Origin of the sequence: Capnocytophaga sp. oral taxon 323 (assembly GCF_001278825.1) — a bacterium.
Taxonomy (GTDB): Bacteria; Bacteroidota; Bacteroidia; order Flavobacteriales; family Flavobacteriaceae; genus Capnocytophaga; species Capnocytophaga ochracea.
Window position 1 is genome coordinate 1326309 of record NZ_CP012589.1, and the last position, 22694, is coordinate 1349002.

Below are 22694 nucleotides of genomic sequence, written 5' to 3' on the forward strand. Positions count from 1 at the left end.
TTAGCTTATAGAGAGCTTATAGGAAGCTTATACGAATCTTGGACGATTGGTATAGGAAGAGTACACAAATGATTGACTCATAGTATAATACAGTGATATAAAAAATGGTAAAAAGAGGGTTTCGAGGCGAAAGAAAAAGGAAGAGGCAATAGGCCTTAGGCCATAGGCACTAGGGGGAGTGTGACGGAAAATCAAAAGAAACCTCCTCCTAGCCCCCTCGGAGAGAAGGGGAATGTGGCGAGTCATTTATTCGGTAAACCCCCGAACCCCCGAAGGGGGACAAGCTGGAAAAGGTGACAAACCTCCCTCTTTACACATACTCCGCTCTCTCGGGGCACATACCCAGCTATTGCTGGCTACCTCGAAGAGGGGAAAGATAGTGACGGATAAGGGAAGAAATGACGAGTGACGAATGACGAATGATGAAGGTAATACGGAGGAGATTTCAACTTTGAGAAAGGGCATAGCACGACAAGCAAATTAGAACCTTTGGCAAAGGCTGTAGCAGGACAGGCGAGTAGAAACTTTGAAAGTTTAAAAGTTTGAGACTTCGATAAATTTTATACTACTAACTATCAACCTCTTAAAATATTCTTCTAAAAATATTACGAAAAAATAATTGCTATTTTAAAAAATAGTTGTACTTTTGCACGATATTTTGTAAATAGGCTTCGTGGGGAGACCTCTATGAAGCCCGATAAATTTATTATATTCACCATAAATAATATGGCAAGAGAAAAAAATACAGCTGTTCCTAAATTTGATAAGATTTCGATTGGTTTGGCCTCTCCTGAATCTATCTTAGCCGTTTCACGCGGTGAGGTTACTAAACCTGAAACTATCAACTATCGTACTCACAAACCTGAACGCGACGGGTTGTTTTGTGAGCGTATTTTTGGTCCTGTAAAGGACTATGAATGTGCTTGTGGTAAATACAAACGCATTCGTTATAAAGGCATCGTCTGCGACCGTTGTGGCGTGGAAGTAACCGAGAAAAAAGTACGCCGCGAAAGAGTAGGACATATCAACCTTGTGGTGCCTATCGCTCACATTTGGTATTTCCGCTCATTACCTAACAAAATAGGTTATTTGTTAGGGCTTCCTTCGAAAAAGTTGGATATGATTATCTACTACGAGCGCTATGTAGTTATCCAACCAGGTATTGCCAAAGGACCAGAAGGTGAAGATTTACAATACTTAGACTTCCTTTCAGAAGAAGAATATCTCGCTATTACTGAGAGTCTTCCTGCTGATAACCAATATTTAGAAGATACTGACCCTAATAAGTTTATCGCTAAAATGGGGGCTGAGTGTCTTCTTGAGCTCTTAGAACGTTTGGATTTAGACGCACTTTCTTACGACTTGCGTCACAAAGCTAATAACGAAAGTTCTAAACAACGCAAAACTGAAGCTCTTAAACGCTTACAAGTGGTAGAGGCGTTCCGCGAATCTCAAAGAAACCGCGAGAACAAACCTGAATGGATGATAATGAAGGTGATTCCTGTGATTCCGCCTGAATTGCGCCCGTTGGTACCACTCGATGGGGGACGTTTTGCGACTTCCGACCTTAACGATCTTTACAGACGTGTGATTATTCGCAATAACCGTCTAAAACGCTTGATGGAAATCAAAGCGCCTGATGTGATTTTGCGCAATGAGAAACGTATGCTTCAAGAGTCGGTAGATTCACTTTTCGACAACACACGTAAATCATCAGCTGTAAAAACAGAGTCTAATCGTCCGCTTAAGTCACTTTCTGACTCATTGAAAGGTAAGCAAGGGCGCTTCCGTCAGAACCTCCTCGGTAAACGTGTAGACTATTCAGCACGTTCGGTAATTGTGGTAGGTCCTGAACTCAAAATGTACGAATGCGGTTTGCCAAAGAATATGGCAGCCGAACTCTATAAGCCATTTGTAATACGTAAGCTCATCGAGCGCGGTATTGTGAAAACGGTGAAATCAGCTAAGAAAATCATTGACAAGAAAGAGCCCGTAGTATGGGATATTTTGGAGAATGTAATTAAAGGTCACCCTGTACTACTGAACCGTGCTCCTACTTTGCACCGTTTGGGTATTCAGGCATTCCAACCTAAGCTCATCGAAGGGAAAGCAATACAGTTGCACCCACTTGTGTGTACAGCGTTCAACGCCGACTTCGACGGTGACCAAATGGCGGTGCACTTGCCATTAGGTCCTGAGGCTATCTTAGAGGCACAACTCTTGATGTTGGCTTCACACAATATCCTCAACCCTGCGAATGGTTCGCCTATTACTGTACCTTCACAAGATATGGTCTTGGGGCTTTACTACATCACCAAAGGTCGTAAGTCTACCCCTGAATATCCTATTAAAGGGGAAGGCTCAGTTTTTTATTCAGCAGAAGAAGTGAATATCGCTTATAACGAAGGAAAGCTCAGCTTAAACGCTTTTATTAAAGTGAAAGTGCGTGACCTCGACGAAAATGGCAATGTATATTATCCCGTAGTAGAAACTACCACTGGACGTGTGCTCTTCAATGAGCTTGTGCCTTTGGAAGTAGGCTACATCAACGAGGTACTTACCAAAAAATCATTGCGTGATATCATCGGTCGTATCCTCAAAGCTACTAGCATTCCTGTAACGGGAGACTTCCTTGACAAAATCAAGAATATGGGATACCGTTTTGCCTTTAAAGGCGGATTGTCGTTCAGTTTAGGGGATATCATCATTCCGCAAGAAAAAGCTGATATGATAGCCGAAGCTAACGGACTCGTAGATGGTATTATGATGAACTATAATATGGGGCTCATCACCAACAACGAACGTTATAATCAGGTGATTGACGTGTGGACATCTACCAATGCGCAACTTACTGAATTGGCGATGAAACGCATCAGTACAGACCAGCAAGGGTTCAACTCAGTGTATATGATGCTCGACTCGGGAGCGCGTGGTTCTAAGGAACAAATTCGTCAGCTTACCGGCATGCGTGGTTTGATGGCAAAACCTAAGAAATCGAGCGTAGGGGGTGGTGAAATTATCGAGAACCCTATCTTGTCGAACTTTAAAGAAGGTCTATCTATCCTCGAATACTTTATCTCTACCCACGGTGCCCGTAAAGGTCTTGCCGATACCGCTTTGAAAACAGCCGACGCAGGTTACTTAACTCGTCGTTTGGTAGACGTATCGCAAGACGTGATTATTAATACAGAAGACTGTGGAACCTTGCGTGGGGTAGAAGTACGTGCCCTCAAAAAGAACGAGGAAGTAGTAGAAACTCTTGGCGAGCGCGTTTTAGGACGTGTATCGCTCCACGATGTATACAATCCTCTCACCGAAGAACTTATTGTGGGTGCTGGTGAAGAAATTACTGAAAAAATAGTAGATAAAATAGAAGCCGCTCCTATTGATATGATAGAAGTACGCTCGGCACTTACTTGTGAAGCAAAACACGGTATTTGTGCAAAATGTTACGGTCGCAACCTTTCTACCGGACGTATGGTACAGAAAGGGGAAGCCGTAGGAGTAGTAGCTGCCCAGTCTATCGGTGAACCAGGTACCCAGCTTACCTTGCGTACCTTCCACGCAGGTGGGGTTGCGGGTAACGTATCAGAAGAAAATAAAACTGAAGCCCGTTTTGACGGTGTACTAGAAATAGAAGACTTACGCGTAGTTCGTGGTAAAGACAACGAACAAAACCCTGTGGACGTAGTAGTGCGTTCATCTGAGCTCCGCGTGCTTGACCCTACTACCAAAATGGTACTTCAAACACACGATATTCCTTATGGAGCGCATATCTTTGTAAAAGACAAAGAAGAGGTGAAAAAAGGAACTTTACTCTTCCAGTGGGATCCCTATAATGCGGTAATCATCTCGGAATACTCTGGTAAAATCGCTTACGAAGATATCGAACAGGGCGTTACTTACCAAGTGGAAATAGACGAGCAAACAGGCTTCCAAGAAAAAGTGATTGTAGAATCGCGTAACAAGAAGCTAATTCCTACCTTGCTCATCACTGATAAGAATGGTGAAACGCTCCGCTCTTACAACTTGCCTGTGGGCGCCCACATTATGGTGGACAACAACAGCAAGATTGAAGAAGGTAAGGTGCTCGTGAAAATACCGCGTAGCTCTGCCAAAGCTGGGGATATTACAGGAGGTCTTCCTCGTGTTACCGAGCTCTTCGAAGCACGTAACCCATCGAACCCTGCCATCGTATCCGAAATTGACGGGGTAGTATCGTTCGGTAAAATCAAACGCGGTAATAAAGAGGTAATCGTTACCTCACGCTCAGGCGAAGAACGTAAATACTTGGTGAAATTATCGAGCCAAATCTTGGTACAAGAAAACGACTTTGTACGTGCAGGTAAACCACTTTCTGACGGCTCTGTAACACCTGATGATATCTTGCGTATTAAAGGGCCATCAGCAGTACAACAGTATTTAGTAAACGAAGTACAAGAAGTATACCGCTTGCAAGGGGTGAAAATTAACGATAAACACTTTGAGGTTATCGTTCGCCAGATGATGCGTAAAGTGGAAATCCAAGACCCAGGTGATACTCTTTACCTCGAAGGTCAGTTAGTTCACAAAGACGACTTTATCGAGGAAAACGACCGCTTGTTTGGTAAAAAAGTAGTAGAAGACGCCGGAGATTCCGAAAACTTAAAAGCCGGACAAATAGTGAGCCTGCGTGAATTGCGCGATGAGAACTCACTACTCAAACGCTCCGATAAGAACTTGGTAATCGCCCGCGATGTGATTCCTGCTACAGCTATGCCAGTGCTACAAGGTATCACTCGCGCATCGTTGCAAACAAAATCGTTTATCTCAGCAGCTTCTTTCCAAGAAACTACGAAGGTATTAAATGAAGCAGCGGTAAGTGGTAAAGTAGACTTCCTCGACGGCTTGAAAGAAAACGTAATCGTAGGTCACCGTATACCAGCAGGTACCGGACTCAAAGAATACGAGAAAATCATCGTAGGTTCTAAAGCCGATTTAGAACCCGTGGTAGAAAAGAAAAAATCGAGATAGACAATGGACGAAGTAGAAGAAAAAGAAGGACAGTTGAGCATTGAGCTCGACGACAAGGTTGCCAAGGGAGTATACTCTAACTTAGCAATTATCAACCACTCGTCTACCGAGTTCGTAGTCGATTTTGTGAGCGTAATGCCAGGTATGCCCAAAGGGAAAGTGCGCAGTCGCATTATCCTTACACCTGAGCACGCCAAACGCCTGCTATTCGCCTTAGATGATAATATCCAGAAGTTTGAACAAGCCAATGGCACTATCACCAATAGCGACGACCGTCACGCCATACCTCTCTTTGGTGTAACCGGACAAGCTTAATTTAATTAGAAATAATCATAACTTTGCCAAAGATGTTAACCGCCTGTGTGGTTCACACCTTTGGCATTTTTTTATTACACTTTCTTCAAAAGCCAATTCCTTTTTTAGCTTTTTACCTTTTATCACCCTACTAAACTTACTTTTAATGTCGTTTTTCTTCGCCCTCTATTCTTCTCATACATAGTGCATTATACACCCTTCCTATACCAATCGTCCAAGATTCGTATAAGCTTCCTATAAGCTCTCTATAAGCTCCCCATACCCAAAATACATCTCTACCACCAAAAAAATATATCTTTTTCTTACCTTTTCTTTCTATCAATAAATCAGTGACTTAAGTAATTCTATTACAAAAATATTGATTATTTCTGGTACTATGTATTGCATAATACTTATTTTTGTCGTATCTTTGCCCCGAATTTAAAAACATCAAAACTATGGAAGAATTTAATGTCGAAAAAACAAGAACACAAATGCGCAAAGGCATCTTAGAAATGTGTATTCTTTCCATTATTGACAAAAACAAAGAAGCTTACGTTTCCGACCTGATTGAGGCGCTCAAAACAGCCGATATGATAGTGGTTGAAGGAACGTTATACCCTTTGCTTACCCGATTGAAAAACAGCGGGCTACTTACCTATCAATGGAAAGAATCTACTTCAGGTCCTCCTCGTAAATACTACATCCTAACCGAATCAGGCAGACGCTTCCTAAACGAAACCGTAAAAGCCTGGCGTGATTTACAAACAATGATTGATAAAATTATTTAAATTATGGACAAAATAAAAAACATCAGTTTGGGTGGTTTTTCTTTTATCATCGAAGAAACCGCCTACAATGCCCTCAATAACTATCTCAATGAGGTGCGTAATCATTTGAACCAAAATACCGATAGAGAAGAAATTCTCTACGATGTAGAGCAACGTATGGCTGAACTACTCAAAGTTCGTCTTAAAGAGCGCGAAGTAGTAATCGGTCAAGACGTGCAATATCTTATAGAAGTATTAGGTCGCCCCGAACAATACGTCGAGGGTGAAGAAACCTCTTCTGCTGAAACCAAATTTACCTTTTCTTCTTTAAAAGGACGAAAGCTATACCGCGATATCGATGATAAGAAAATCGGTGGTGTACTCTCAGGCATAGCTCATTACCTTCAATACGACGTTACTTGGGTACGCATCTTCTTTCTATTAGTCTTACTGGTGAATATCTTCATTCTTCACTTTTTTACCTCTGCTCTGTTGCTTTTGTATATTGCGTTTTGGGCTGTGGTACCCCCCGCACGCACAGTCGCTCAAAAGTTAGAAATGAAAGGTGAAGCCGTAACCATCGATACCCTTTCCAACTTCTCTTTTACGGGCAAAGAAACCCTAAAACCTCAAAGGAATGGCTTCCCTATCTTACTGAAAGTAATACTCTACTTTATCGCAATTCTATTACTATTGCCATTGCTTATATCCTTAATAGCCGTAGTGCTCTCCTTATTTGGCATAACCGTATTCGGAAGCATTAGTCTTCTTGCCCTTAACGATTTTCTTCCCTTTATAGTGACGGCAACTTGGCAACACTCTTTGTTGTACCTTTCAGCAGTATTATTGCTCTTGTTTCCTGTTTCAGTGATTTTACTGCTTTGCTTCAAACTTTTTGTAAAGGATTTTCATACCCCAAAAAGCTGGATAGTGTTCAATGTGCTGAGCTTAACCATAGGTATCATAGGAGGTTTCACAGTCTTAGGAACTGTTTTAAGAGACTTTACCTCCGAAACCGTTATACAAGAAAAAATACCCGTTGTTACCACTTCCGATACTTTGGTAGTACACCGTAACTATACTCACAAAACGAGTCTTATGGGTATCAAAAACGATAGCCTTGTGGTTGCCGATTGTAATTTCAATGTTAATGAATTACCCGAAGACGCACAGCCCTATATTGAAGTCTCTACCCATTCAAGAGGCAGGAACATAGGTCAAGCCGAACAATATACTAAAAATATCCATTATACCTTACAAGTGAAAGATAACCAAATCACTATCCCTGAAACCTATCAAATAGCAAAAGGAGATTTCTATCGCGCACAACGCCTGCAAATCACTCTATTTGTACCCAAAGGTAAGGAAGTAAAAAGAGATTAATGTAATTTTTTTGTCATTCGTAATTTGTAATTCGCAATTATTTCGTACTTTTGCACGGTTTTCGTTATAAGATGAAAATCTATAGAATTTAAATACGTAATTAACTAATAGAATGAAAAAATCATTTATCTGGGTTGCCTTAGCAACTTTCCTATTTGTGGGCTGTCGGGCTACTAAAGTTAGTGCCGATATGGACAAAGCTCCCACAACACCTTTAGCTCAGAAAACTTACAATGATGCTACCCTCAAAGGTTGGCCTCACGAAGGTTTTAAACAAAACTTCCCTGGACTGAACTTGCAAGAAGCCTATGCCCTACTCAAAGGTCTTACCCCTAAAAAAGTAATCGTAGGAGTGGTAGATTCTGGTGTGGATATCAACCACGAAGACCTTAAAAACGTAGTGTGGGTAAACACTAAAGAAATTCCTGACAACGGAATTGACGACGACAAAAACGGTTATGTAGACGACGTACACGGCTGGAACTTCCTCGGTAATATAGCGCAAGAAAATACCGAGATGACTCGTATTTACAAAACTAAGGATAAGAAAAATCCTGATTATGCCAATGCTAAAAAAGAATTCGATAAAGAAACTGCCGAAACTAAAAAACGCAAAGGCTATTATGAGCAACTTATCCAAATAACTGAATTTGCCGATAACAACTTGCGTAAAATCACAGGTAAAGAAGTGTATACCGCCAAAGACATCGATGCTGCTACCAAAGGCAAAACTTTCGATGCTCCCACTACCGAGATGATTCAGTTTATGAAACAGCTATTAGCAGATGTCTCTAATTCTGGTGATATCAAAAAAGAACTCAACGACGCTATTGAGTATTTCGATACAAAACTGAAATATCACCTCAACCCCGATTTTTCACCTCGTAAAACTATCTTAAAAGATAATGAAAACGACTTTACCAAAAAGTATTACGGCAATAATAACGTAATAGGTCCCAATATCAAAGATGCCTTACACGGCACACACGTGGCAGGTATCATTGGTGCTGAACGCAATAACGGAATCGGTATGAATGGGGTTGCCGATAATGTACTCATTATGGCAGTACGCGCTGTCCCCGATGGTGATGAGTACGACAAAGATGTCGCTCTTGCTTTGCGCTATGCAGTAGATAACGGAGCCAAAGTGATAAACACCAGCTTTGGTAAAGCTTTTTCTCCTCACAAAGAATGGGTGTATGACGCTATCAAATACGCAGCTTCTAAAGATGTTCTTATCGTAAACGCTGCGGGTAACGACTCTCAAGATATCGACGTGAAAGATACTTATCCTAACGACGAAGTAAACAAGAAAGAAATCTCCGATAACTTCCTTACCGTAGGGGCTTTGAACTATGAATATAACAAGAATTTAGTAGCTTCTTTCTCAAACTATGGTAAACGTAATGTCGATGTATTTGCCCCTGGGGTAAAAATTTATTCTACCACTCCTGAGAATAAATACGAGTTTTTGCAAGGAACCTCAATGGCTTCTCCCGAAGTTGCGGGAGTTGCAGCCTTGTTGCGCTCTTACTTCCCAAGTCTCAGTGCAGCCGAAGTGAAGAAAATCATTATGGAGTCTGGTGTAAAAGTAGATATGAAAGTACTCGTAGGTGAAGATGATGATGAAGGTAAAAAACGCAAAGAAATGAACTTCGCCGATCTTTCTACTACAGGTACTATTGTAAATGCTAAAAATGCAGTAATCTTAGCCGCTAAAATTACTAAAACAAAACTTAGCAAATAGAAATTTATATAATACAATGAAAAGCCGTATGAGAAATTCTCACACGGCTTTTTTCATATTTGCTTGTTATTCAATATAAGTCGTTAGCATTTTAAATGCCTGTCGTGCTACGACTGCTACGACTTATTTATGAGCGTTGTAAAGTTCTGCAACTTTCGCCCAATTAATCACGTTAAAAAACGCCTCAATATAATCAGGACGACGGTTCTGATAGTGCAAGTAATAAGCGTGTTCCCACACATCTAATCCCAAGATAGGAAAACCACCGCAACCAGTGTTAGGCATTAGCGGGTTATCTTGGTTTGCAGTAGAGCAAATCTCAAGCTTACCTCCTTTGTGTACACAAAGCCACGCCCAACCAGAGCCAAAACGAGTAGCCGCAGCCTTGCTAAAAACTTCTTTAAAGGCTTCAAAACTTCCAAAAGCCTCTTCAATTGCCTTAGCCAATTCTCCCGTAGGTTTACCTCCGCCATTAGGGCTCATCACTTCCCAAAAAAGATTGTGATTGTAAAAACCGCCAGCGTTATTGCGAAGAGCAGCATTGTTCATATCAAGTGAGGTAAGAATTTCCTCAATAGTTTTGCCTTCTACCCCTGCTGGAGCCAAAGCCGTATTCAGGTTCGTGGTATAAGCGTTGTGGTGCTTAGTATAGTGTATTTCCATTGTACGCGCATCGATGTAAGGTTCAAGCGCATTGTAAGCATACGGTAATTTAGGTAATGTAAACATAGTATTTTCTTTTTAAATTTTTAGCAAAAGTACTATAAAAGTTAATTGGTTGAGATACTTTAATGATAGATTTTCCTTATATAGGTATAATTATATTTGGAAAGTATAATTATTTTCATACCTTTGCAGGGTATTTTTCTTTTACAAAAACCCACTACCCTATAATTATGAAACATTGTATCTTTTTTCTCCTTTATAGCTTTATTTTCGCTACTTATGCTCAAAAACCTAACGTCCTCATCATTGTAGCCGATGATTTAGGCTATGGCGACCTAAGTTGCTACGGCGAAAAGACAATTCATACCCCGCAGGTAGCCTCACTCGCCAAACAAGGAATGGTCTTTACGAACGTACATTCCACCGCTGCCACTTGCACACCTTCGCGCTATTCACTCTTCACGGGCTTGTACAATTGGCGACGCAATGACACTGGTATTGCTCCTGGTGATGCTGCTATGGTCATTCGTCCTGAGCAAACCACCATTGCCGATGTGTTCAAAGCAGCAGGCTATACTACTGGCGCTATTGGCAAATGGCACTTAGGCTTAGGAGGCGAACGCGGTAAACAGGATTGGAACGGCTTTATCACCCCTGGACCTTCCGATATAGGCTTCGAATATTCCTGCCTAATGGCTGCCACAGCCGACCGTGTACCTTGCGTGTGGATAGAAAACCAACGCGTAGCCAATTACGACCCCTCAGCACCCATCGAAGTGAGTTATAGCCTGCCTTTTGAAGGTGAACCTACGGGTAAGAACAACCCCGAACTGCTCACTAAGCTCAAACCTTCCTTACACCACGGTCACGACCAAGCCATAGTGAACGGCATTTCGCGTATCGGCTATATGAAAGGGGGTGGCAAAGCACTCTGGACAGACGAACATCTCGCCGATACCATTGTAGCTAAAACGGTAAAATACATCGAAAATCACAAATCACAACCTTTCTTTCTCTATGTGGGTACTAATGATATACACGTACCTCGCTACCCCAATCCGCGTTTTGTAGGCAAAAGTGGTATGGGTTACCGCGGTGATGCAATTCTCCAATTCGACTGGACAGTGGGTGAAATCGTAAAAGCCCTCAAAGCTAATAAGCTATACGATAATACGCTCATCATTATCACCAGCGACAACGGTCCTGTGATAGACGATGGTTATCAAGATCAAGCCGAAGAGCTCTTAGGCAGACATCGTCCGTGGGGAGCTTTTCACAACCACGGAGGCAAGTACAGCAATTACGAAGCGGGTACGTGTGTGCCCTTTATCGTACGCTATCCTAAGATAGTGAAAAAAGGTACTTCCGACGCTTTGCTTTCACATATCGACCTCTTTGCCTCTTTGAGTAAATTTATTGGTACTGAGATACCCGCAGGAGCAGCCACCGATAGCGAAGATTACCTCAAAGCCTTCTTAGGCAAGGACAAGAAAGGTCGCCCTTATGTAATAGCCTCTGGGGGAGCGCTCTCCATCACCGATGGTCGTTGGAAATATGTAGTCCCCAGCGATAACCCCTCTTATCAACCCCTCACTCGCACACATCTGGGCAACTATCCTGAGCCCCGATTGTACGACCTTAAAGAAGACATAATGGAGCTCTACAATGTAGCAAAAGACCATCCCGAAGAGCTCACCAGACTCAAAACAACGCTCGACAATATTAAAAACAGAAAATAGCGCTTTAACAATCAATAATAAAATTCGCTCCAAAAAAGTATCTACCTTTTTTGGAGCGATGTAATATCAATACTTTTTCTCCTATTCTCCCTTCTATTTCCGCTTTTCTTTCGTTTATTCTTCATCTGCCCGTGTAGCTCGCTCCATCTTTTGTTCGTTCTTTAGTCATTGTAGAGCCACTGTAGACCCACTGTAGAGCCACTGTAGACCCACTGTAGACCCACTGTAGACCCACTGTAGACCCACTCATCGTTCGCCTTACCTTCGCCTTTCCGTCGCTACATACTTTGCCAAAGTTGAAATCCCCTTCGCATTACCTTCGTCATTCGTCATTCATCATTCGTCATCTCTTTCTTTTACTTTTTACATAAATCCCATTTTTTGTCATTTGCCAATTATTTTCTATTTTTGCACTTTAAACAACATCTGTTCCGATGGAAGACAATACACCTCAAAACACTACTCCACAAGGAGATAGCATCATTAAAGTCACAGGTATGTACCAAGATTGGTTCTTGGATTATGCTTCGTACGTAATCCTCGAACGCGCTGTACCAGCAATCGAAGATGGCTTTAAGCCCGTACAACGCCGTATTATGCACTCGCTTAAAGAATTAGACGATGGTCGCTACAACAAGGTGGCTAACGTCGTGGGGAATACAATGCAGTATCACCCTCACGGCGATGCGAGTATAGGCGATGCTATTGTACAAATCGGTCAGAAGGACTTGCTCATCGATACGCAAGGTAACTGGGGAAATATCCTCACAGGCGACGATGCGGCAGCTCCTCGTTATATCGAGGCACGCCTTTCTAAATTCGCCCTCGATGTGGTTTTTAGCCCTAAGGTAACCGAATGGCAATCTAGCTATGATGGTCGTAAAAAGGAGCCTATCAGCTTGCCAGTGAAGTTCCCGCTCCTCTTGGCACAAGGTACCGAGGGGATAGCCGTGGGGCTTTCTACCAAAATATTACCTCACAACTTCATCGAGCTTATCGAGGCTTCCATTGCTTACCTCAAAAATAAACCTTTTGAGTTATACCCCGATTTCCCTACTGCGGGTATTATGGACGTAAGTGGCTATAACGATGGGGCAAGAGGCGGACGCGTGCGGGTGCGTGCTAAGATTTCACAACTCGACAAGAGTACGCTTTGCATCACCGAAATTCCGTTTACTACCACCACTACCTCGCTCATCGACTCTATACTGAAAGCCAACGAAAAAGGCAAGATAAAAATCAAAAAGGTAGACGATAACACAGCTGCCAATGTAGAGATATTGGTGCACTTGCCCAACGGCACGTCGCCCGATAAGACTATCGATGCACTCTACGCCTTCACTGCCTGCGAAACGGCTATTTCGCCCATTACTTGTGTGATTGAGGACAACAAACCGCATTTTCTCACCGTTTCAGAAGTGTTGCGTCGCAGTACCGACCGCACAGTAAGTCTGCTCAAACAAGAGCTCGAAATTGAACTTTCTGAACTCGAAATGCAATGGCACAGTGCCTCGCTCGAAAAGATTTTCATCAGAGAAGAGATGTATATCGACTTCAAGAAATACACCGATAGAGAAAGTTTGTACGAGTACTTGTACCAGCGTTTTGAACCTTTCAAAAAAGATTTGATCCGTGAGATTACCGATGACGATTTGGCTAAACTCACCCAAATACCAATGATTCGCATCACCCGCTTCGACTCTTATAAGGCTGATGAAAATATCCTCAAAATTGAAGCCGATATCGAGGAAGTGAAAAACCACCTCGCAAACCTTATCGACTATGCGATTTCCCATTTCGAACGCCTTAAAAAGACTTATGGTAAGGGGCGCGAACGGAAAACCGAAATGCGCGTATTCGACACCATTGAGGCGACCAAAGTAGTGGTGCGCAATACCAAACTCTATGTGAACAGAGCAGAAGGTTTTGTGGGTACAGGCTTGCGCAAAGACGAGTATGTAGGTGATTGCAGTGATATCGACGATGTGATTGTATTTACCGAAAGCGGTGCGATGTACGTTACCAAAGTATCCGATAAACAATATATAGAGAAAAACATCATACACGTAGCGGTCTTTAAGAAAGACGATAAGCGCACCGTGTATAATATGATTTATAAGGACGGACAAACGGGCTTCTCCTATATCAAGCGTTTCAACGTTACGGGTATTACCCGCGATAAGAAATACGAGCTCATTCCTCAACACAAAGAGTCGCGTGTACTCTATTTTACAGCCAACCCTAATGGTGAGGCCGAAGTGGTAACCGTGAACTTACGTCAGTTAGGCACTTTGCGCAAACTGCGATGGGATATTGATTTTGCCGATACCCTCATCAAAGGGCGTGGCGTGAAAGGAAACCTCGTGAGCAAATACGCTATCAAGCGCATCGAGCTAAAAGAAAAAGGCGTATCAACCCTCAAACCGCGCAAGATATGGTTCGACGATATTGTAAAACGCCTCAACACCGAAGAACGTGGCACGCTACTCGGCGCTTTCAAAGGCGATGACCGTATGCTCCTCATCACCAAAGAGGGCGTCGTGAAGACCATTATCCCTGAATTGAGTCTGCATTTCGAGAACAATATCGCCGTAATGGAGAAATGGGTGCCCGAGAAACCTATTTCGGTAATTTACTACGATGGCGAGAAAGAACGCGTGTTTGTAAAACGCTTTGTGGTAGAGAACGAAAATCGCGAAGAGTTAGTCATTACCGAACATCCTAAATCGCAATTGCTCTTTGTCTCTGCCGATTGGCGACCTATGGCTGAGGTAGTTTTTACTAAAGAGAAAGGAAAGGAGAAAGAGAACCTCATTGTGAATTTAGAAGAGTTCATCAGTGTAAAAGGCATCAAAGCCTTGGGCAACCAGCTCACCACCGACAAGGTGAAAACTATCAACACCCTTGAATCTCTCCCCTACGAAGAACCGCAAGAAGAGGAACCCGTAGAAGACCTCGGCGATGAAGAAATTGTCCCTCCTCCCTCTGAAAATGAGAGCGACGGCACCCAAACAGAATTAGAATTCTGAGATAACGATGAATAATTAAGTCGCTTTTGCGTCGCTACACTTTGCTAAAGTTTTTAATTGCTCGTCGTGCTACGACCTTTGGCAAGTTGATTGAGCAGTATGTCCAAAGTTTTAAAAAACAAACCTTATGAAAAACTATATTACACTCTTTATCATATTGTTGTTGGGAAGGGATGCAGCCGTGGCACAAGAGAGTAAAGAGGATGTGCTCCACCGGCTCAACCAAACCATTGAGCAGAGTGCCACTTATATACAAGCCAAAGAACAGCGTATTACTTCCTTGAAAAAGGCTCTTAAAAAAGCCTCTCAACCAACAGAAAAATACGACCTGCACAAACAATTGTATACCGAATACCGAAAATTTAAGGTCGATTCGGCAGTAGCCTATTTGCTGAAAAACGAACAAATAGCAATAGCTTTAAACGATGCTGAAAAGGAAGACGAAACCCATATCCTACTCTCTAAACTCTACTCGGTAAAAGGAATGTACGTAGAAGCGTTGCAACTGCTAAAAGCTATCGATAAACACCGATTACCCAAGAAATCACTGTGTGAATATTACGATTCGTGTTATGCCTTGTGCAGTCATTATGGGCAAAGTATCAATAATAGTGCTTATTTAAGTGCCTCCAACCGCTACCGTGATTCCTTATTATTGTGCATAGACAAACAGTCGCTTACTTTTAAGGTAAACAGTGCTATTGATGAGTTCTTTACAGGAGACAAAAACCGCGCTATGCAACAGTTTCAGCAACTATTGCCTCAAACTACCGAAGAGGAACCTGAACGTGCTATAATAGCTTATTATTTAGGACTTGTAGAACGAGAAAAAGGAAATGACAACCTTCAAGAATACTATTTTGCCCTTTCTGCTATCGCCGACATCAAAAATGCAATCAAAGATAACGCTTCCTTGCAGAGCTTAGCGCTTACTTACTACAAACGAGGGAATATAAGCAAAGCCTATCAGTTTATCAAAATGGCTATCGATGATGCTGCCTTCTGCAATGTGCGACACCGCGCCGAAGAAGGTGCCTCTTTCTATTCCATCATCAACACCGCCTATCAAGAGAAAGAAGCCAAACAAAAGAAAGAATTACAATTGTATTTGGTACTCATCAGTGTGTTATCAGTAGCCCTGATTATCGCTTTGGTATATGTGTACAAACAAGTAAAGCGATTGATAAAGATACGTAAAGAACTCTCTTACAGTAATCAGCAACTTGAAAAACTCAATACTGACCTACAACAGATGAACCAAAACCTCGAAGAGGCAAACTTTAACCTCGAGGAGGCAAATCTTATTAAAGAAGAATATATTGCTCATTTCTTCAACCTCTGTTCAGCGTATATCGATAAGATTGAAAACTACCGAAAACTACTCTACAAAAAGGCTTCTAAACATCAGTTTGACGACCTTACCAAGGTGCTAAAATCTACCTCCGTAGTAGAACAAGAATTAGAGGCTCTCTACAAGAATTTTGATACTATCTTCCTCAATATATATCCACATTTTGTAACCCACTTCAACGCTCTTTTAGAAGAAGGCGAACAAATCTTCCCTAAAAAAGGCGAACTACTCAATACCGAATTGCGTATCTTTGCCCTTATTCGTTTAGGCATCACCGATAGTAATAAGATAGCCGAATTCTTGCGCTATTCTCTTCGCACAGTGTACAACTATCGCACCAAAGTACGGAATAAAGCGAAAGGAGAACGCGATACTTTCGAAGAAAAAGTGAAGAAAATACGTAATTAATAGGTGAAATTTCAGTACTTTTTTAAGCTTTTTTCACAATTCAATTAGCTAATATTCAATTGGATATTTTTTGAAAGCAGTACTTTTCTAATACCCGATTGCACACAAGTGTTTTTTTGCTGTACTTTTGGAGCAACTAAACAAACGTAATGTTTTTATTTTATGAAAGTACTCAAAGAACATTTAATGCTAATGATGGTACTGTTAGTAGGCTTTGTAGGTTTTGCCCAAGCACAATACAGCAGAGTAACAGGTACCGTAACCGATGACAAAGGAACACCTCTTCCTGGTGTTTCTGTAGTAATAAAAGGTACTACCAAAGGCGTAGCTACTGATTTCGACGGTAAGTATACACTTACTGACGTAGCTCGAGGAGCTGTTTTAGAGTTTTCTTCTGTAGGCTACAAAACCCTCGTTTTAAAAGTAACAGGTGAACAGCTCAATGTCAAACTTTCTGAAGTTGCCCAAGACCTCGATGAGATAGTAGTAGTGGGTTATGGTACTCAAAAACGTGGTGATGTAACCACGGCAATCACCTCAGTAAAGACCCAAGACCTCGACCAACGTCCTGTAACCTCAGCTGCACAAGCCATTCAAGGGCGTGCTGCGGGTATCCAAGTAGTGCAACCTAGTGGTGCTCCAGGCGCAGGCTTGGCAGTGCGCATTCGCGGGAATACCTCTATCAGCGCTTCTAACGACCCTCTATATGTGGTAGATGGTATCCCTGTGCAAGACATCAGTGGGATTGCCCCTACCGATATTGAGAGTATGCAAGTACTTAAAGACGCTTCCTCAGCAGCTATCTACGGTTCACGTGCTGCTAATGGCGTAGTGCTTATCACTACCAAACACGGAAAACGTAACGAGCCTAAAGTATCTGTTAATACTTATGTGGGTATCTCGCAAGTAGCCAAACGCATAGAATCCTTAAATACGGCTCAATACAAGGAACTGATGGACGAAACAGGTGCTGTTACTCTTCCTTCAGGTCTTACCGACAAAACCGATTGGTTCGACGAGACCTTCCGCAAGAGTATTATCCGCAATACACAGCTTTCTTTCTCAAATGCAACTGAAAATACCAAGTATTACATTTCAGCAGGGAACTCTAAAGATGAAGGGGTTATTCGCTCTTCTTTCTTCGAGCGTTATAATGTGCGCCTCAACTTAGAAACCAAAATGCGCAAATGGCTCACTTTTGAAACCAATCTATCCTATTCCGATTACTCGTCTAATGGTATTATTACCGGTACAGGTTCTAACCGTGCAGGGGTAGTGCTTTCGGTAATCAATACTCCTAAATACGCCCCTATATGGAGCGATAAACCCGGTGAAGAAGGTTGGTATTACTACAATTTCTATGGAGCAAACCTCACTCACCCTGTAGAGAATATCTCTCGTAATGCCGACAATACCTCTAAGAGCAATCGCTTGGTAGGAAGCGTATCGGCTATCGTAACTTTCTTGCCGAGCTTGAAGTTCAAATCTACAGTAGGTATCGACCGTTTAGGACGCACTCAAACTCATTGGACTGACCCTAAACTCACCGAATATGGACGTAAGATCTTCGGTACTGCCGACGATATTCGTACTAACAACACCGTGATAACTTACGACAATTTGCTTACCTTCGATAAGAGTTTCGGCAAGCACAACCTTTCTGCTTTGGCAGGTACTTCAGGAACGGTATCTAAATGGAACGAAAGCTATTTGTATGCCTCTCACTTCCTTACACCCGACATCAAAACCCTCAACGCTGCCAATAAAATAGAACAAGGTAGTGGATCAAGTGCTGCCGAATGGGCGATTATGTCGTATTTAGGTCGTATTTCTTATAACTACGATAGCAAATACCTTCTCACAGCTAATTTCCGCGCCGATGGTTCTTCAAAATTAGCACCTGGAAAACGCTGGGGGTACTTCCCTTCTGTATCCGTCGGTTGGCGTATCTCACAAGAAAACTTCTTGAAGAATGTAGAATGGCTTAGCGAACTCAAATTGCGCGGTGGCTGGGGACAAACAGGTAACCAAGCTGGTATATCCGATTATGGCTACTTACAACGCTTTTCTATCACTCGTCAAAACTGGTGGGAGGCAGGCAAAGGTGATGCAATGGTAACTTTGCGCCCTAATTCATTCTCTAACCCTAACCTCACTTGGGAAACCACCACTCAAAGCAATATAGGGCTCGACCTTTCACTTTTCAAAAACCGTATCTCTTTAGCGGTAGACGCTTACCTTAAAAAGACTACCGATTTGCTAATGGATGTGCCTCTTCCTGCTACTTCACCAGTACCTTCTATCTATCGCAATGAGGGCGAAATGACCAATAAAGGGTTAGAGTTCTCTGTGGATAGCCGTAACCTTACAGGTAATTTTGAATGGAATACAAACTTCAATATCTCGTTCAACCGCAATGAGCTAACTAAACTTACCCTTCAAAAAGTGTATTACTACGCCAGCACTTCCGAAGCTATTACTGAACAAGTCGTGCGTATTACCGAAGGGCAGCCTTTAGGCAAGTTCTGGGGATTTATAAGTGAAGGAGTAGACCCTCAAACAGGTAATATCAAATACAAAGACCTTAATGGTGATGGTAAAATCTCAGTGTCCGATAAAACTTATATAGGCGACCCTAACCCCGATTTCACCTTTGGGCTTACCAATGACTTCACTTATAAGAACTTTTCTTTGAGTGTTTTCTTCCAAGGTTCTTATGGTAATGATATCTACAACGCTTCTCGTATAGAAACTGAAGGTATGTACGATGGTAAAAACCAATCAACAGCGGTACTCAACCGTTGGAGAAAACCTGGTGACATTACCGACATTCCTCGTGCTGTAAGAAGTACCGATAACATCAAAGCCTCTTCGCGATGGGTAGAAGATGGTTCGTATTTGCGTCTCAAAACGCTTACTCTGGCTTATAACCTTTCCAATGAGGAATTGTTGAGATATGGTATTCGCAAGATACAACCTTATTTCACAGCTCAAAACCTTTGGACACTCACTAACTACAAAGGATTTGACCCCGAAGTAAACCAAGGGCTTTCAGGTCCTACGATGGGTATCGATTGGGGTACTTATCCTCAAACCAAAACTTTTATCTTTGGCTTAAATATTGATTTTTAAGAAGAAACTTTCATTTATTAATAACTTACCCTAATAGTTCGCCTTTGCGGATTGTCCCCCTTCGGGGGTTCGGGGGCTAATAAAACTATACAAAAATGAAAAGATATATATACCTTGCACTCTCGTTAGTAGCACTAACGGCGTGCAGTTTAGATAAAGACCCTATTTCGGAGTTCAACGAGAAAAACACAACTGCCGAGGGCAAAAGCTCTTCTGCCATAGAAACCAAAGCACAAATGCAAACCCGCTACGAGGCTATCTATGCTTTCGTACGAGGTAGCGCGCAAGAGTTCTGGACGTTAGACTTCCTCCAAAATACCGAAACTCGTGCCGATAACGCTTATGCAGGTACTTCTGGCGTCGAGATTACTTCTATAGAACAGAACAGCCAAGATGCATCTAACGGAAATATCAAACGTGATTGGCAAAAATACTTAGAAGGTATCAACTTAGCTAATGTAGTGATTGCCAATGTAGATAAAGTGCCCGATGCCTCGCTTACAACAACTGAACGCAAACAGTGGAAAGCCGAAGCTAAAATACTCAAAGCGTGGCTTTTATTCGATATGGTACGCTTTTGGGGAGCAGTCCCTATTCCTCCTATCGAAGTCCCTGAAATATCATCTGAAAATGTAGAAGAAACCTACAAATTGCTCTTTCCTGAACGCACTTCAGTTGCCGAGGTGTACAACATCATTCGCACCAACCTTGAGGAGGCTCTCGTCGATGCTCCTGCTGTGAAGGCTAACGATAAGTTCTTCTTTAGTCGCGCGGTTGCCAATGCACTCTTAGCTCACGTATATGCCGAAAAACCCATACGCGACTACAACAAAACCATTCAGTATTGCGCAGCCGTAGAAGCCGATGGTTTTACTCTCTTGCCTAATTACGCCGATTTATTTCAAATCAACGATGCTAAAACCGATGTAAAAGTGCGTAACTCTGCCGAGTCTATCTTCGAGATTACCTACTCTCAAGGCGGACAAACTTGGTTACCAGGGCTCTTCGGCTTAAACTACACCAACCCCAATAGCACTTACGACTGGGCAAAATGGGTAACCCCTTCACGCGACCTCATAGCTGCTTTCGATGCCGAAGGTGATACCGTGCGCAAAGATCAAGCTATCGTTTGGGGGCAACCTTCTTGGAAAAATTATTACCCTTCTGAACACTATCCTTTTATGTACAAAATACGTTCAGGAGGCAGTAGTATCATCAAGCTGCGTTTAGCCGATATCCTCTTGCTAAAAGCTGAAGCTTATGCCGCTTTAGGTCAAACCGCTCAGGCGGCTGTCTTAGTAAATCAAGTACGCGCAAGAGTAGGACTTGCTGCTATTTCCGCCTCTCTTTCACAAGAACAAATGAAAGCAGTCGTACTCAAAGAACGTCGCCTTGAATTGGCATTTGAAGGTTTCCGTTGGTTCGATTTGGTGCGTAACGATAAAGCCATTGAAACAATGAACTCTCTCAACGCAAGAGATACTGGTAGACTAAAACAAACCTACCCGCTCAACGAGAACACAGTGCTTTATCCTATCCCACAAACTGAATTAGAAAACAATAAAAAACTTACCCAAAATCCTGGTTACTAATGAAATTATTCCCGTCTTTTTTACTTGTAATACTCTGGAGCATCGCTTCTTGCAGCTGCCAGAAAAAATCCAACACAGGGGAGGAACCTACTCCTCCCCCTGTTGTTGAGCCATCGGTAGGTAAAGTGAGCGTATTGCTGACTACAGCCAATCGCCAAAAAGAATTCTACAAAGAGCAAACCGACCTAAAGCTCATCAAAAACCCTAACGCATCTTATAGTATCACCCTAAAACCTGCTGAAAAATTCCAAACTATCTATGGTTTCGGGGCTGCCATTACAGGTTCTACCTGTTATAACTTGATGCAGATGTCCCCCGCCGATAGAAAAAATTTCCTCATTCAAACCTTCTCCGAAACCGAAGGCTTTGGACAAAATTTTGTGCGTATATCCATCGGCTGTTCCGACTTCTCTCTAAGTGAATACACTCTTTGCGATACCAAAGGAATTGATAACTTTGCCCTTACGCAAGAGGAAACAAAATACGTGATTCCTATACTCAAAGAGATTCTCGCTATCAACCCCAAAGTGCAAATCATTGGCTCTCCTTGGACACCTCCGCGCTGGATGAAGGTCAATAACCTTACCGATTTGCAACCTCATAACCAATGGACAAGCGGTCAGCTGAACCCCGCCCACTATCAGGATTATGCGCTCTATTTCGCCAAATGGTTGCAAGCGATGAAAGACAATGGATTGAACGTCAAAGCCATCACTATACAAAACGAACCTCTCAACAGAGGCAACTCGGCTTCTATGTATATGGGATGGGACGAGCAGCTCGCCTTTATCAAAAACGCCTTAGGGAAAACTCTGCGCGACAAAGGTTTCACTGAGGTTAAAATCTACCTCTTCGACCATAATTACAACTACGATAATAAGCCTTCACAACAGCAATACCCCTTGCATATCTATAAAGATGCCGATGCCTCTCAGTACGTTGCGGGGGCTGCTTACCATAACTATGGGGGAAATCCTAACGAATTGGGCAACATTCATAACCAATATCCCAATAAAGAACTTATTTTCACCGAAAGCTCCATAGGTACTTGGAATGACGGTCGCAATCTTGAACGCCGTCTCACCGAAGATATGCAAGAGCTCGGTATCAAAACCCTCAACAATCATTGCAAGGCGGTGATTGTATGGAATTTGATGCTAGACGAGCACGGAGCTCCCAATCGTGAAGGCGGTTGCAAAACTTGTTTTGGTGCGGTCGATATCCAAACATCTGATTATAAGACGATGCAACGCAATTCACACTACTATGTGATAAGTCATCTTTCGGCAGTCATCAAGCAGGGAGCGACCCGTATAGGCGTTGAGAAAACCACCGACGACAACGTGCAATGTACCGCATTCGAGAACCCCGATGGCTCTTTGGCTTGTGTGTTGTTGAATAAAAAGAAAGAAGCAACCTATCTGACTCTAAACACCGGCAAGCACTATTTCTCTTATGAAGCACCCGCTAACAGCGTGGTATCCTTTTTGATACCTAAAATATAAACAGAAATTGTAAACTTTGCCAAAGCTCGTAGCACGAGAGGCTATAATAACTTTGGCAAAGTTGA

The 22694-nt window shown here is 42.4% G+C and carries 14 protein-coding genes; 12 read left to right on the forward strand and 2 right to left on the reverse strand.

Annotated features, from left to right (window positions below; genetic code table 11):
* Nucleotides 1-232 precede the first annotated feature (232 nt).
* The 6 genes from AM608_RS12775 (at nucleotide 233) to AM608_RS05705 (ending at nucleotide 9207) form a co-directional block, all read left to right on the forward strand.
* The gene (locus AM608_RS12775; protein ID WP_082315830.1) at nucleotides 233-409 is read left to right on the forward strand and encodes a phosphinothricin acetyltransferase; all 177 of its coding nucleotides are present in this window, start codon (nucleotides 233-235) and stop codon (nucleotides 407-409) included.
* Nucleotides 410-726: 317 nt separating this feature from the next.
* A complete protein-coding gene (gene rpoC, locus AM608_RS05680) occupies nucleotides 727-5013 on the forward strand; it encodes a DNA-directed RNA polymerase subunit beta' (RefSeq protein ID WP_009418470.1) in 4287 nt (1428 codons plus the stop codon).
* A gap of 3 nt (nucleotides 5014-5016) precedes the next feature.
* Nucleotides 5017-5328: a DUF3467 domain-containing protein gene (locus AM608_RS05685; RefSeq protein ID WP_009418481.1), complete on the forward strand. Its 312-nt coding sequence runs from the start codon at nucleotides 5017-5019 to the stop codon at nucleotides 5326-5328.
* A 437-nt stretch (nucleotides 5329-5765) separates the two neighbouring features.
* Nucleotides 5766-6098, forward strand: a complete 333-nt coding sequence (locus AM608_RS05695; protein ID WP_002673691.1) for a PadR family transcriptional regulator — start codon at nucleotides 5766-5768, stop codon at nucleotides 6096-6098.
* A gap of 3 nt (nucleotides 6099-6101) precedes the next feature.
* A complete protein-coding gene (locus AM608_RS05700; RefSeq protein WP_053581049.1) occupies nucleotides 6102-7460 on the forward strand; it encodes a PspC domain-containing protein in 1359 nt (452 codons plus the stop codon).
* A 112-nt stretch (nucleotides 7461-7572) separates the two neighbouring features.
* Nucleotides 7573-9207, forward strand: coding sequence for a S8 family peptidase (locus AM608_RS05705; protein ID WP_053581050.1), 1635 nt, complete (start codon nucleotides 7573-7575; stop codon nucleotides 9205-9207).
* Between the two features lie 123 nt (nucleotides 9208-9330).
* Here AM608_RS05705 and AM608_RS05710 read toward each other — a convergent pair whose 3' ends face one another.
* Nucleotides 9331-9936, reverse strand: coding sequence for a superoxide dismutase (locus AM608_RS05710; RefSeq protein ID WP_009422009.1), 606 nt, complete (start codon nucleotides 9934-9936; stop codon nucleotides 9331-9333).
* 62 nt (nucleotides 9937-9998) lie between these two features.
* Here AM608_RS05710 and AM608_RS05715 point away from each other — a divergent pair, with 62 nt between their 5' ends.
* Nucleotides 9999-11612 (forward strand): sulfatase-like hydrolase/transferase, encoded by a 1614-nt coding sequence (locus AM608_RS05715; protein WP_053581051.1) that lies wholly within the window; start codon nucleotides 9999-10001, stop codon nucleotides 11610-11612.
* Nucleotides 11613-11733: 121 nt separating this feature from the next.
* Here the strand turns inward: AM608_RS05715 and AM608_RS12710 are convergent, their stop codons facing one another.
* Complete coding sequence (locus AM608_RS12710; protein WP_256379101.1) at nucleotides 11734-11862, reverse strand: hypothetical protein; 129 nt, start codon at nucleotides 11860-11862, stop codon at nucleotides 11734-11736.
* A gap of 184 nt (nucleotides 11863-12046) precedes the next feature.
* Between AM608_RS12710 and AM608_RS05720 the strand changes: the two genes are divergently transcribed.
* The 5 genes from AM608_RS05720 to AM608_RS05740 all read left to right on the forward strand — a co-directional run bounded on the left by AM608_RS05720 (nucleotide 12047) and on the right by AM608_RS05740 (nucleotide 22629).
* Nucleotides 12047-14641, forward strand: coding sequence for a DNA gyrase/topoisomerase IV subunit A (locus AM608_RS05720; protein ID WP_053581052.1), 2595 nt, complete (start codon nucleotides 12047-12049; stop codon nucleotides 14639-14641).
* A gap of 127 nt (nucleotides 14642-14768) precedes the next feature.
* Nucleotides 14769-16400, forward strand: a complete 1632-nt coding sequence (locus AM608_RS05725) for a DUF6377 domain-containing protein (protein ID WP_053581053.1) — start codon at nucleotides 14769-14771, stop codon at nucleotides 16398-16400.
* 162 nt (nucleotides 16401-16562) lie between these two features.
* Entirely contained in the window at nucleotides 16563-19532 is a 2970-nt protein-coding gene (locus AM608_RS05730) for a TonB-dependent receptor (RefSeq protein ID WP_053581054.1), read from the forward strand.
* 95 nt (nucleotides 19533-19627) lie between these two features.
* Nucleotides 19628-21124: a RagB/SusD family nutrient uptake outer membrane protein gene (locus AM608_RS05735; protein ID WP_053581055.1), complete on the forward strand. Its 1497-nt coding sequence runs from the start codon at nucleotides 19628-19630 to the stop codon at nucleotides 21122-21124.
* The gene (locus AM608_RS05740) at nucleotides 21124-22629 is read left to right on the forward strand and encodes a glycoside hydrolase family 30 beta sandwich domain-containing protein (protein WP_053581056.1); all 1506 of its coding nucleotides are present in this window, start codon (nucleotides 21124-21126) and stop codon (nucleotides 22627-22629) included. The genes AM608_RS05735 and AM608_RS05740 overlap by 1 nt, the downstream gene beginning before the upstream one ends.
* Nucleotides 22630-22694 lie beyond the last annotated feature (65 nt).